We start from the raw sequence: 13,480 nt of genomic DNA on the forward strand, positions 1-13,480 counted from the left end.
TATCACTCCTGCATCTGAATTCTATTTATATAGATACTTTTTGTTTTTGCTGATTGCTTATTTCTTTTGATCGATTGGCAGCATGTTTAACGGCCTGCTTGATCGCTTCTCCTCCGCCAAAATCATCTAATGCATTCAGTCCAGCAGCAGTTGTTCCATTTGGTGACGTAATTTTCTCTCTTAGGACTGAAGGATTTTCCTCTGTTTCTTGGAGCATTTTTGCCGCACCGAGGAGTGTCTGCGCGCCAATTTGGCGAGACAATTCCTTTGATAAACCTGCCTCTTCTCCTGCTTCTTCGATTCTTTCCATTAAGAAATAAAAGTAGGCGGGCCCGCTTCCAGCAATTCCAGTGAAGATATCCATTTGCTCTTCCTGAATGGTATAGACTTCGCCCATTTCAGATAAAAAAGCCTGACTTATGCTCATATGGTCGTTTTTCACATAACGTCCAGCAGATAAAGCAGTCGCTGATGCCCCGATCGTACTTGAGGTATTTGGCATGACCCTTATAACAGGCTGGCCTTCGTGCAGCATGTCTTCAATATACGATAGCTTAACACCTGCAAGGACAGACATGATAAGCTGATGTGGCTGAATACGAGATTTTAATGATTCCAGTGCTGCTTCAGCATCCTTTGGTTTCATGGCCAGGATCAACATATCCATTTCTTCAAAAGGAAATGAATCCATTGCGGCTGTTTGAATTCCGTATTGTTTCGTTAGTTCATTCAATCGATGTTGATTTTGTCTGTTTGTTGCGTAGATTTGGCCTAGCGGCATCTGTCCTGATCGCACAATCCCTGCAATCATTCCTTCCGCCATAGAACCTGCTCCAATGAAAGCAACTTTCTTTTGATCAATGATATTGATCCTCTCCCTTGTTCGCTTTTTGTTCGCGTTTTTCACACGTTAGTTATCGTAACATGATGAGAAATCGTGTCAAGAAAGAGCCAGCGCTTTTCAAAAGTCCCGAATGCATGGCGGACAGCTTGCTGTAAGTATGTTAGCCGTGTTTTTCAAATTCAGCGATTTAGATCAAAAGAACTATGATCATTTGAATCATAGGACCCTTTCGTTCGACTGAATTCCCCATTTTATTTTTGGTTTCGGTGACTTCAATTCTATTTTTTAGAAAGCGCTCTCATTTTAATCACTTTCTATTTTCCTATTTGGTGAATGTGCTTGAATCTTTCGATTAGACTATTGACATATTTTAGAAAACATGTCCGTTGAAATGATATTTTACTGGTGATACCGTGAAAGAGAAATCATGTGAAAAAGGAGCGTTCATAATGAAAGTGAAAGAAAACTATATCAATGTGATTCCAATGAAAGAAATCCGTTCTACCGATGACCTTCTTTTCCCATTCTCTATTTACAATGAGCTGCGTGCTGAAAGTGATATTAGATATGATGAGACAAGAAAGTGCTGGGATCTCTTTCGATATGCGGATATCCAGTCTGTTTTAAAGCAGCCTAAAGTGTTCTCTTCACAGCGGGGAAGAAGCACGTCTAAAACAAGTATTTTAACGATGGATCCTCCAAAACATACAAAGATGAGAGCGCTCGTGAATAAAGCATTCACTCCAAAAGCGATCAAACAATTAGAAGATAAGATCAAAGACCTGACACATGATCTATTAAATCAAGTCAAGGATCAACGTACGTTTGATATCGTGCAAGATTTAGCAGCTCCCCTGCCAGTGATGATCATCGCTGAGCTTCTCGGTGCAGAGGTGCAGGACAGAGAGCTGATTAAAAAACATTCTGATGCCCTTGTGGCAGGTGCTAAGGATGAATCAAAAGAAGCCATTCAGGCTGTTGTAGATATGCAAAAACGCGCTGAAGAAGAGCTGTCCATTTATTTTGCTCATCTGATCAAAAAACGAAAAGAAACGCCTGCGGATGACTTGATCTCGCTTCTCATTCAAGCTGAAATCGATGGAGAGCGTTTAACCGAGAATGAACTGCTTGGCTTTTGTATTCTATTACTTGTTGCAGGCAATGAGACAACGACCAATTTAATAACCAATGCCGTACGACTGCTGACAGAGCAGCCGGATATCGCTGAATCCGTTCGACAGGATCCCTCTCTTATTCCTCAATTAACTGAGGAAACATTGCGGTATTATCCGCCTGTTCAAGCCATTGGCCGAATCGCCGCAGAGGATGTTGAAATTGCTGGCGCACGCATTGAAAAGGGAGACTACCTCATCGGCTGGGTTGCTTCAGCAAATCGGGATGAACAGAAGTTTGAAGATCCAGATACGTTCCGGCTTGATCGGAAATCAAATCCGCATATGAGCTTTGGGTTTGGCATTCATTTCTGTCTCGGTGCACCGCTTGCCCGGCTTGAAAGCAACATTGCGCTTGACGTTTTACTCCATACGTTTCAAGACATCACCTGCGCTGCAGATCAGCTAATACCTATTCAAAGCACGTTTGTGTTTGGTGTGAAAGAATTTCCTGTACAAGTCACCCGTTTTTAAAAGTCCCTTTTTCAGGGGCTTTTTTTCATTTTCTTCAATTCATCATCTCTTTCTTACCTTCCACCTCCGAACATGCTAAAATAAAGTCCATACAAAGCGATAACGGAATGCAGAAAGGAAGCCGAAAACTCATGACCGATTATACAGCGATGAAAGACGGAATATTCAAATCAGTTTGTTCGTTAGATTGCCCGGATCAGTGCGGTCTTTTAATACATAAAGAAAATGGAAAGATCGTGAAAGTGCAGGGAGATCCGGACCACCCTGTCACACAAGGAAACATATGTAACAAAGTGCGTAATGTCACAGCCCGTTTATACGATGAAAAAAGACTGACCACTCCTTTAAAACGTGTTGGCCAAAAAGGCGAAGGTCAGTTTGCACCGATTACGTGGGAAGAAGCCATTGAAACCATTCGTCAAAAATGGACAAAGCTGATCGAAGAAAAAGGGTCAGAAAGCATTCTGCCTTACAGCTTCTATGGGAACATGGGCAATCTCAACGCAGAAGGAATGGACCGCCGCTTTTTTTATCGTCTTGGTTCAAGTCAGTTAGACCGGACGATCTGTCAGTCAGCGGGAACGACTGGCTATAAATATACAATGGGTGCAAGCATTGGGACAGACCCTGAAGACACCATTCATACGAAACTATTTATCTTTTGGGGCATCAATGCCGTATCGACCAATATGCACCAAATCACATTGGCACAAAAAGCGCGAAAGCAAGGAGCTAAGATTGTCGTGATTGATGTTCACAAGAACCAAACCGGCCGGATGGCAGATTGGTTCATTCCGCTTCGACCTGGTACTGACAGTGCGCTTGCCCTTGGCATCATGCATATCCTTTTTAAAGAGGAACGTACAGATGAAGCCTTTTTAGAGACTTACACGGTCGGCCATAATGAGCTGCGCGAGCATGTGAAGCAGTATGATCCAGACACAGTTGAGCGAATCACGGGTGTCCCTAAGGATGACATCATGACACTAGCTAGAATGTACGCTGAGACATCACCATCTCTCATTCGCATTGGGAATGGCTTGCAGCACCATGATAATGGCGGGATGAGTATTAGAACGATTTCCTGCCTCCCTGCCCTGACTGGTCAATGGCTGCACAAGGGCGGCGGCGCGATGAAATCAAACTCGTCTTTTCTTAGCTATAATGAAACAGCTCTTCAGCGGCCGGATTTATTAAAAGAACGCACACCTAGATCATTTAATATGAATCAGCTGGGAAGTGTGCTGACAAGTGCAGAGCCTTCCGTTGATTCTCTCTTTATCTACTCGTGCAACCCAGCAGTTGTAACACCTGAAGCGAATAAAGTCAGAGAAGGTTTGCTAAGAGAGGACTTATTTACAGTGGTTCATGATTTATTTCTAACAGAAACAGCGGCGTATGCAGACATTGTCCTGCCGGCGACATCTGCCTTTGAAAATGAGGATTTCTATACATCATATTGGCATCATTATATTCAAATTCAGGAGCCAGTGATAGAACGCTACGGAGAAAGCAAATCCAATACTGAAGTATTCCGCCTACTAGCTCATGCGATGGGCTTTGAAGATGAAGCCTTCCGAGAGACAGATGCTGAGCTCATGGAACAAGCTCTTCATCATCCAGAAAATCCGCATTATGAGGACATTTCATACGAAGCATTAAAAGAAAAGAAATGGATCAAAGCAAAACGTGGATCTTTCGAGGAATTAAAGCTTCAAACCCCAAGCGGGAAAATTGAGCTTTATTCTGAACAAATGAAAAAAGACGGGTATCCAGCACTTCCAACCTATGTGCCCCTTTATCAGGAAAGCGATTATCCGCTTACCTTTATACCGGGGCCAAACCATAATTTTCTGAATTCCACCTTCTCACTTCATGAAAAGCATCAAAAGCTTGAGAAATTTCCGAAGCTGCACATGAATGAACAAGATGCAAAGGAAAGAAAGATTGAAGATGGTGACATGGTGCGTGTGCTGAACGATCGAGGAGAATGTGAGCTTGTCGTGTCAGTCGGTCAAAATGTTTTATCTGGTGTTGTGGTCAGTCAAGGATTATGGGCAGATCAAAAAGGCAAAAAGCATTTAGTGAATGGATTAACACCTGATCGATTGGCAGATATGGGCGGCGGCGCGACGTTCTTTTCTGGAAGAGTGGAAGTTGAAAAATTATCATAGAAAAAGTAAAAGCCAGCAAAAAACTGCTGGCTTTCAGATTGTTGACAAAGGGCTAAAATGATTTTGATTTTAGCCCTTTGTCTTCTTTTCAGCGTGATAGAAAACCTTTGAAGTCTAGGAAGCTCGAGCACTGGAGCGGAGCGAATTTGACATTCGTGAGCACCAGCGCGCAGAGCTGACAACGAATGCGAGGGTTTGTCTACACGCTGAAAGCCAGCAAAAAATGCTGGCTTTTTTATCTGCTTTTATCGTCCAATAAACAGCTGGTTGGTCATCACATTCGCACTTCCGCTGCTTTGGTAGCCTTCTACAGTAAATGCCGTTTCATACATTTTACCCATTGGCATGCCTAAGCTTTCCCATTTATTAAAATGCGCACTGACGGAGACCGTTCCGCTTGTACGTTTTGTTTGACGTACACTCCAATATTGCTTGAAGGTCGCAATCCCGATAATGGAAGGCTGATTGACGCGGGTCGTTTCATAAATGTCATATGTGCCTCCATCGGCATAAAATGATCCTTTATACGCTCCTGTTGGACGATATGTGCCCCATGAATCAACAATGTAGTATTCTGCTAATGGAGATTGTGTCCAGCCATAGACACATAAATAGGAATTCCCGCCTGGGTTAAAGTTTGCGTTGTAGTTGATGGAGATGTTGCCAAGCTGATGATGAGTTTTAGTGGAATCAAACTTCTTTCCTTTCCGAAATAAAGCATTTCCGATACTGTTCCAGCCTGCAGTAAATGCCCCGCCGTTATTGAGTGTCATCGAGGTGTTTCCATAATCCTTCCATAATTCATAATCGTATCCGCTATGTGTACCCATTTCATTATTATAAATCGTTTTCGCATCAACTGGCACAGCCGTCAGTGTCAGCACAAATCCAATACACACCACAAACAATAGCCTCAATCTTTTCAAATTCATTTTCCATCCCTCTCCTTTTTTCATCCGTATTGTTCTGTCATCCCTAAGGTGAAAAAACCATCACCTCCTTTCATGCAGCCTTCTCAGTTAGATGGAACGATACTGCTTTAACCCGGCATGGATATCTCTTGTTTGTGTATAAATCCTTTGATACAAATGAAATAGATCAGCATATACTTCCGCATGCTGCTGATTTGGCTCATAAACAGCAGCTTGATGGATCAACTGATGGGCACATACTTCAAGTGACGGATACCATCCGCAGCCAACCGCAGCAAGCATGGCTGCACCTAAAGCAGGCCCTTGTTCATTGTCTAACTGGATGACGTCAGCCTGAAAAATGTCCGCTTGCATTTGAAGCCAAGTCCGGCTTCTCGCACCGCCGCCAATGGACACAATAGAATCTATGTTTTTTCCTGCCTGCCGGAATAATGCGATAGATTCATTCAGCGAAAAGGTAATTCCCTCTAACACAGCCCTGACAACATGTGCCCTTTCATGCCTACTGTCTAATCCTATCAAGCTGCCGCGAATGACCGAATCCGCATGAGGTGTTCTTTCCCCGACTAAATAGGGAGTAAAAAGCAATCCTTTCGCTCCTGGCGCAACATGAGCCGCACCTTCTAAAAGTGATTGGAACGATTCCTCAGGTGACAGTAAGTGTTTTGCCCAGTTAAGACTATATCCCGCTGAAAGGGTGACGCCCATTGTGTAAAAAGCGTCTTTTTTTGCATGATGAAACAAATGCAAATTCCCCTGAAGTTCCCTTTCATGATCTTCTTCATAGGAGAGAATGACACCCGATGTGCCGATGCTGCATAACGTGCGGTCAGAGGATAAGATACCAGCACCAATTGCTCCGCAAGCATTATCTGCCCCGCCGGCAAAAACCTTCACGCCTTCTTTCATCCCAACATCACGTGCAATGTGCGGCAAAAGTGTACCAACCTCCGCCTCTGATGTGACAAGCGGCGGGCAAATATGAGGAGAAATGTCAAATGCCTGACAAATCTCCTCACTCCACGTCTGTTCACCGATATTTAACAGCAAAGTGCCCGCCGCATCAGAATAATCAATATGGACAGCGCCTGTTAAACGAAATCTGACATAATCTTTTGGGAGTAAAAACATGTCGATTTGTTGATCAATATGTGGTTCATGTTCCTTTACCCATAGTAATTTAGGCAGTGTGAATCCTTCTAACGCCTGGTTTTTTGTGATCTTTTGCAGCCGGTCCCCCAGCTTTTTTGTCATGTGTTCACATTGTGCTGTCGTTCGTGTATCATTCCATAAAATTGCAGGGCGTAGCACTTCGCGAGATTCATTTAATAGAACCAACCCATGCATCTGTCCGGAAAAGCTGATGCCTTCGACTTGCCTTGAATGAACAGGCTGCTTTGCCATCAGTTCTTTCATCACAGCTATTGTCTGCTCTACCCAATCCTCGGGGTGCTGCTCACAATATCCCGGTTTCTCTTGAATGAGGCGGTACGGCTTAGAGGCTTCGTAGCACACCTTTCCGCTCTCATCGACTAATATCGCTTTGACCCCGCTCGTTCCAAGATCAATTCCCATCACATATTTCATGTTTTCACTCCTTCAAAACAGGTCCGCCCATTCAATTAATCTTCTAACAAGTATTGATTTAAACGGGCCTTCAGCTGTTCCTCTCTTCCCGATTCGTTTCTGATCAAAGGATGTTTCAGCGCATATTCTTCTAATGTATGAAAGTTTGCCTTCCCTTCTGAAATGTCACGTCCAATTCCTTCAGAAAAGCTGCGATACCGGTGCTTTATCACATCTTCAAACACACGATCTTCTATGAGTCTATGAGCGACCCGCAGTCCCTTTGCGAATGCATCCATTCCGGCAATATGGGCATATAAAATATCTTCAAGTTCAAAGGAAGCTCTTCTCACTTTTGCATCAAAGTTGAGACCACCAGCCCCTAGCCCGCCATTTTGCAAAATTTCATACATGGCAAGAGTTGTGGCATACAGATCGGTTGGAAATTCATCTGTATCCCACCCAAGAAGCGAATTCCCTTGGTTCGCATCAACAGAACCGAGCAGCCCATGAATTCTTGCGACACGCAATTCGTGCTCAAACGTATGGCCAGCGAGTGTCGCATGATTGGCTTCGATATTTAATTTAAAATGAGAATCTAATCCGTATTGCTTTAAAAAGGCGATGGATGTCGCTGCATCTGTGTCGTATTGATGAGTTGTGGGCTCCTTTGGTTTTGGCTCAATTAAAAATTGACCTGTGTACCCAATTTCTTTTGCATAATCAACAGCCATATGCAAGAAGGCCGCCATGTGATCAAGCTCTCTTTTCATATCTGTATTAAGCAGCGTATCGTACCCTTCTCGTCCACCCCAGAAAACATAATTTTCTGCACCAAGTTCTTTGGCAGTTTCGATGCCTTTTTTAACCTGTGCGGCCGCATAGGCAAAGACATCTGCATGACAAGATGTCGCAGCACCGTGTACAAATCTAGGATGCTTGAACATATTGGCCGTGTTCCACAGCAGCTTTACTCCGCTTTGCTGCATGTATTCTTTCATTCTTTCTAAAATGATGTCTAATTGTTGATTGGTCTCTTGAAGCGTCTCTCCCTCTGGCGCGATATCGCGGTCATGGAATGAAAAATACGGTACATCTAGTAGGTCAAAAAGCTGAAAAGCGACTTCCAATCTAGCTTTTGCTAAATCCATTCCGCTATAGGAGTCCCATGCTCTCTGCATCGTGCCAGTTCCAAACATGTCAGTTCCATCAGCGGTTAATGTATGCCAATAAGCGACTGAAAAACGCAGGTGGTCTTTCATCGTTTTTCCGCCAATCACTTCGCTTGGATTATAGTATTGAAAGGCGAGTGGATTTTTTGATTGTTTTCCTTCATATTGAATTTTGCTGATTCCTTCTAAGCTGTATAACGTTTTCATATTTGATTTAGCCATTCTTCATTCCTCCTGAGTACACTTTATAAGTTGATTCAACAAACTAATGATCAATGTATGAGAAAATCTCTTTGAATTTTCCATATTTTTTAGTTTTTTAGAAATATTTTCGTTATAATAAAGTTAAAATCATCTTTTTTATCGAATACATACGGAAAAAAGCAGCTCTTCTCAACTTAATCTAAAGACGAAACAAATGGAGTGGATAACGTGGATATCGCTGATCAGAACTTTGTAAAAAAAATAAATCAAAAACTATTATTAAAAGAAATTCTCCAGCATGCGCCCATTTCGCGAGCAAAATTATCTGAACGCACTGGATTAAATAAATCGACTGTTTCTTCTCAAGTAAGTACGTTAATGAAGGAACATCTTGTCTATGAGATCGGCCAAGGTGAGTCTAGCGGCGGGAGAAGACCGGTTTTACTGATGTTTAATAAACGTGCTGGCTGCTCCATCGGGATTGATGTTGGTGTTGATTATGTCAATGGCATATTAACAGACCTTGAAGGGTCCATTCTTTACGAAGAGCAGATCAAGCTCCCACCGAGCTCTCCTGATGTAACGATACGTAAATTAATTGAATTAATACAGCAGCTCATCACACAAATGCCCTCTTCCCCATACGGGCTCATTGGCATTGGTCTATGCATACATGGGTTAGTGAATGCAGATGAACAAATCGTGTTTACGCCTCATTCCAAATGGAAAAATGTTGATCTGAAAAAGCCGCTCCAAGACACATTCCAAGTTCCGATCTTCATTGAAAATGAAGCAAATGCCGGTGCATATGGTGAAAAAATCTTTGGTGCCGCTAAACACTATGACCATTTGATCTATGCAAGCATCGGCACTGGCATAGGGATCGGAATCATTATCAATCATCACTTATACAGAGGAGCGTACGGCTTTTCTGGTGAAATGGGACATATGACGATTGATTTTAATGGACCAACATGCAGCTGCGGGAACCGTGGGTGCTGGGAATTGTATGCATCTGAGAAAGCCTTGTTTCAGTCTCTTCAAACAGATGGTCAGCCCATCTCCCATCAAAACCTGGAACAGCTGGCCAAGTTAAATGATATGAGAACGCTCAATGCTCTGCGCAACTTTGGTTTTTACCTTGGCGTCGGCCTCACAAACGTTCTTCATACCTTTAACCCGCAAGCCATCATTTTAAGAAACAAAGTGATCGAATCACATCAGACGGTTCTACATGTGATTGGGGAGGAAGTATCCTCACGAATGGATACGCAATTCAGCTCACAGATAGAGCTGCTCCCCTCATCATTAGGACACAATGCACCAGTATTGGGGATGACATCTCTTGTCATAGAAGCTTTCCTGCAAGATGCCACCCTCACAACATGACCTATTTATTTTCCAATAAAGACAGCCCGTAGCGCGTTGTCTTTTTTTTATTCATCTGTTTCCTCGTAGCGAAAATAGTGAAAATCAGCAGGCAGACGCTCGCCGCTCGTATCTTGACACTGCATACCGACAAATGCTCCTGTAAAAAATCCCCCACCTCTAATGAAATCATCGGATAAATGGATGGATTCAAGCGGCACATCAATTTCCTTCCACTCTTTTTGATCAAAAGAATAAGAATATTTATATGTCTCTTTCTGAACGGTCACTTTTAAATAGACATAAGTGACCTCGTCTGGAATGATGATTTTATGTGTCAATGGCTGAGAAAAGGCAAGGTTTTCACAGACAGATAGCTCAAGCGTGCGCCCAAGTTCCTCATCATATGTCACCTGGAGTGCTGTCCAGTTTTCCGTATTATAATAATTCACAAGACCAGCGGCTTGCTGAAAGTTTTCTGGGAAGAACGAAACAGCTGTCTCTGCTTCAAAATAAAAGCTTTGCCAGCGCCTTGCAACAAAAGCTTGGGTAAACTTAGACGTTAAAGATTCGTGACCGAATAACCTTAAATGCTGAGGTTTCTCCGTTAACGAACCAATCTGATCGGTAAACGGAATTCTTAATGTTTGGAAGTGTCTATTTAGTGTTGATTCTTTAAATTCATCGACTGTATGATAGGTTGGTGCAAAAACCTTTTCTTCGATCTTTGGCGCTTCAACCTCAAGCGTCCCCCCTTTTCCGCCAACAACATAAGGCCAGCCATCCTTCCATTCTAGCTTTTGTATGGCTGTTTCTCTTCCTAAAGGGCACCACCCTCTCTGTTGAAAAATAGATTCCTTGCTTGATTGAATTGGGCGGCCAGTGAGATGAGCGAGATACCATTCATTTGTATGCGTTTGAACGATTGAAGCATGCCCGCATTTTTGAAGCGGATGTTCAGGCGCATGGAAGGCACTTAAAATCGGGTTATCAGGATGAACCTCATAAGGCCCTTCAATATGTGGGGACCGGGCGATCGTTGCCGCATGCTCATACCTGGTACCTCCTTCTGCCGTTAATAAATAGTAGTAGTCACCGATATGATACAGATGCGGCGCTTCTGTCAGTCTAATCGGTGTGCCTTTAAAAATGACCTTCCTTTGACCGATGAGCTTCTTTTCAGCCACACTATATTCCTGCAAGGCAATACCTGCAAAAGAATGGTGCTTTTCCCTATGATCCCACAGCATATTTAAGACGTATTTCTTCCCGCTTTGATCATGGAATAAAGATGGATCAAACCCAGAGCTGTTGAGCCGGATCGGTTCACTCCAATCGCCGTCCACTTCGCTTGCCGTGACCAAATAATTATGACCGTCTTTAAATGGACCATCCACTACTTTGATATCTGAATAAATAAGCCAAAACTGTCCATCTGCATAGCTTAAACACGGTGCCCATACTCCGCCAGAATCAGGATTTCCCTTCATATCCAGCTGCGAGGTTTTTTGCAAAGGACGCGCAGCAAGGCGCCAATGAACGAGATCCTTTGAATGATAAATTTGCACCCCTGGAAACCACTCAAATGTAGAGACGGCCATGTAATAATCTTCTCCGACACGACAAATACTTGGGTCGGGGTTAAACCCTTTGAGCACTGGATTGGTAATCTTCATTGAACTTCCTCCTCTTTCAGAGACCTACATTTTAAAATCGTCCATATGATCGATATATACCTTGTCTCTGTTCTCAAGCTCCCGTACGACTTTTTTATGTTTTTCTTCATCTAGGTTATAAAAATTAATATCCACCATCGCTAAAATCAGTAAGCATACAGGAATCACCGTTGTCGTGATTAAAATGCCAAGTAATGCTTCTGGTGTTTGCACTTGATTCGCAATATAGCCAAAGCGATCGAGTACAAGCCCTGGCACAATCCCGCCTAATGCCATTCCAAATTTAAAGAAGAATCCGATGATGGCATAGATGAGTCCACCCATCCTTTTCCCTGTTTTATATTCGCCATATTCAACGGTTTCAGGAATGAGCGCCCACATATATGCACCGGCTGTAATACTTCCTGCAGCTGCAACGAGCCTGAAAATAAGTATTAAAGTGATTTGACTCGGCGGTATCACAAGTAATGCAAGAAGACCTACGATATTCAGCAATAATGAATAATTCAGCAGCTTTTTCTTTCCTAACAGCTTGTGCAGTTTTGGAATAAACGGCAGCACCATTAAAGCTGGCAGACTCCCAATGAGTCCGTACCATTTCACTAAATCTTCTCTGCCGAGGTTATACGTCACATAATAGATCCCAACAGAGTTGCTGATCGAGTTCACGCCAAAAATAATAATAAAGAAAATGCTTAATACAACAAGCGGACGATTCACACGTAACTGGACAAAGATATCACTGAACTTAATTTTTTCCTCCGGCTTTTGAAGCGTGACACGTTCATTCGTGCTTTTAAAACAGAAAATAAGTAATGCACCGCCAAGAACGCCGAGAAAAGCCATCGTCATCTGCCAGCCGAGGGCTGTATTTCCTGTTTTATCACTCAAAAAAGTCGCAAGAAAAGGAACAAAAAAAGCAACAACTAGACCTCCGAGATTAGCAAAAAGCATACGAACAGACGTAATACTGACAACCTCTTGGTTATTTCTTGTCATTGCGGATGTTAAAGCACCATAAGGAACATTGATGAATGTGTATGTAAGCGATAAACCAACATACGTGATGTAGGCATAAACGAGTTTACCCATTTCAGAAAGATCAGGTGTTGTAAAGCAAAGGATGGCGAGTACCACAAAAGGAAACGCACCGAATAACAAGTAAGGTCTGAACCTGCCAAAACGGCTGTTCGTTCGATCCACCAATGCACCAATAAACGGATCTGCAAGCGCATCAATGGCCCGAACAACTAAAAACATCGTCCCTGCTGCTGCCGCTGATAAACCATACACATCTGTATAAAAAAATAATAGATACGTAGAGACAGTTGCATAAATTAAGTTACATGCGAAATCTCCTGAAGCATATCCCACTTTTTCAGACATACGAATCTTTTTTAAATTCTCACTTACCATGAGCTTTCTCCCTTCTTCTCTTAGCCTCTTCTAATGAACAGATGATGGAGGGCAGCAGCAGTTAATACAATGAATATAAAGCGCTTTCAATTTGTTGTAAAAATGAAGCTGAACATCTAACCCTTTCAGCTTAGCCCACATACGCAGCAAATGATTTGAATGACAGAATCATCCCCTTTAATAGTCGGATTATCACTTAGAACTCATCTTAGTTTATCGACTAAACAAACTAAGATGAGTTCATTTTATAAAATCTGATCTGACTTTTCAATATTTTTTGAAAAAATAATCCAAATAATTGATTTCTTGTCATTTTTCTGCTGAAATGACGTGAAAAACTGAAGTGAATCATTTAATGGTTGCATTTCAGCTCATCCCATGCTATATTTATCAAGCGATGAGCTGAATTGTGTAAGTCGGGTAACATGTCTCCTTGAGACACACACGAATGTGGCGTGTGGTTATTCCGCCTCAATACGCAA

Annotated in this window: 9 protein-coding genes; 3 read left to right on the plus strand and 6 right to left on the minus strand. The window is 42.6% G+C overall.

Going from position 1 to position 13,480, the window contains the following annotated elements; genetic code table 11:
- Positions 1-25: 25 nt before the first annotated feature.
- The gene (gene proC, locus AOQ70_RS07535) at positions 26-871 is read right to left on the minus strand and encodes a pyrroline-5-carboxylate reductase (protein ID WP_269433596.1); all 846 of its coding nucleotides are present in this window, start codon (positions 869-871) and stop codon (positions 26-28) included.
- Positions 872-1,293: 422 nt separating this feature from the next.
- On the opposite strand from proC, the gene AOQ70_RS07540 reads away from it, so the two are divergent.
- Both AOQ70_RS07540 and AOQ70_RS07545 read left to right on the plus strand, forming a co-directional pair.
- On the plus strand, positions 1,294-2,490 hold the full coding sequence (locus AOQ70_RS07540; RefSeq protein ID WP_059375501.1) for a cytochrome P450: 1,197 nt from the start codon (positions 1,294-1,296) through the stop codon (positions 2,488-2,490).
- Positions 2,491-2,621: 131 nt separating this feature from the next.
- Complete coding sequence (locus tag AOQ70_RS07545) at positions 2,622-4,664, plus strand: molybdopterin oxidoreductase family protein (RefSeq protein WP_059375503.1); 2,043 nt, start codon at positions 2,622-2,624, stop codon at positions 4,662-4,664.
- Between the two features lie 245 nt (positions 4,665-4,909).
- Here the strand turns inward: AOQ70_RS07545 and AOQ70_RS07550 are convergent, their stop codons facing one another.
- The 3 genes from AOQ70_RS07550 to xylA all read right to left on the minus strand — a co-directional run bounded on the left by AOQ70_RS07550 (position 4,910) and on the right by xylA (position 8,556).
- Entirely contained in the window at positions 4,910-5,596 is a 687-nt protein-coding gene (locus tag AOQ70_RS07550; protein WP_059375506.1) for a glycoside hydrolase family 11 protein, read from the minus strand.
- A gap of 87 nt (positions 5,597-5,683) precedes the next feature.
- On the minus strand, positions 5,684-7,183 hold the full coding sequence (gene xylB / locus AOQ70_RS07555; RefSeq protein ID WP_059375508.1) for a xylulokinase: 1,500 nt from the start codon (positions 7,181-7,183) through the stop codon (positions 5,684-5,686).
- Positions 7,184-7,218: 35 nt separating this feature from the next.
- The gene (gene xylA, locus AOQ70_RS07560) at positions 7,219-8,556 is read right to left on the minus strand and encodes a xylose isomerase (protein ID WP_058837903.1); all 1,338 of its coding nucleotides are present in this window, start codon (positions 8,554-8,556) and stop codon (positions 7,219-7,221) included.
- A gap of 210 nt (positions 8,557-8,766) precedes the next feature.
- On the opposite strand from xylA, the gene xylR reads away from it, so the two are divergent.
- Positions 8,767-9,927: a transcriptional repressor XylR gene (gene xylR, locus AOQ70_RS07565; protein WP_039179219.1), complete on the plus strand. Its 1,161-nt coding sequence runs from the start codon at positions 8,767-8,769 to the stop codon at positions 9,925-9,927.
- A gap of 47 nt (positions 9,928-9,974) precedes the next feature.
- Here the strand turns inward: xylR and AOQ70_RS07570 are convergent, their stop codons facing one another.
- Both AOQ70_RS07570 and AOQ70_RS07575 read right to left on the minus strand, forming a co-directional pair.
- Entirely contained in the window at positions 9,975-11,582 is a 1,608-nt protein-coding gene (locus AOQ70_RS07570) for a glycoside hydrolase family 43 protein (RefSeq protein ID WP_059375511.1), read from the minus strand.
- A 24-nt stretch (positions 11,583-11,606) separates the two neighbouring features.
- Positions 11,607-12,998, minus strand: coding sequence for an MFS transporter (locus tag AOQ70_RS07575; protein ID WP_039179225.1), 1,392 nt, complete (start codon positions 12,996-12,998; stop codon positions 11,607-11,609).
- Positions 12,999-13,480 lie beyond the last annotated feature (482 nt).

This window comes from Bacillus sp. AM 13(2015) (assembly GCF_001518755.1).
Lineage (GTDB): Bacteria > Bacillota > Bacilli > Bacillales > Bacillaceae > Bacillus > Bacillus safensis.

Bases quoted from the DNA above. Each gene is read 5' to 3' on its own strand.
- AOQ70_RS07540 (WP_059375501.1), top strand. From the start codon at position 1,294: ATGAAAGTGAAAGAAAACTATATCAATGTGATTCCAATGAAAGAAATC.
- AOQ70_RS07545 (WP_059375503.1), top strand. From the start codon at position 2,622: ATGACCGATTATACAGCGATGAAAGACGGAATATTCAAATCAGTTTGT.
- AOQ70_RS07550 (WP_059375506.1), bottom strand. From the start codon at position 5,596: ATGAATTTGAAAAGATTGAGGCTATTGTTTGTGGTGTGTATTGGATTT.
- xylB (WP_059375508.1), bottom strand. From the start codon at position 7,183: ATGAAATATGTGATGGGAATTGATCTTGGAACGAGCGGGGTCAAAGCG.
- xylA (WP_058837903.1), bottom strand. From the start codon at position 8,556: ATGGCTAAATCAAATATGAAAACGTTATACAGCTTAGAAGGAATCAGC.
- AOQ70_RS07570 (WP_059375511.1), bottom strand. From the start codon at position 11,582: ATGAAGATTACCAATCCAGTGCTCAAAGGGTTTAACCCCGACCCAAGT.
- AOQ70_RS07575 (WP_039179225.1), bottom strand. From the start codon at position 12,998: ATGGTAAGTGAGAATTTAAAAAAGATTCGTATGTCTGAAAAAGTGGGA.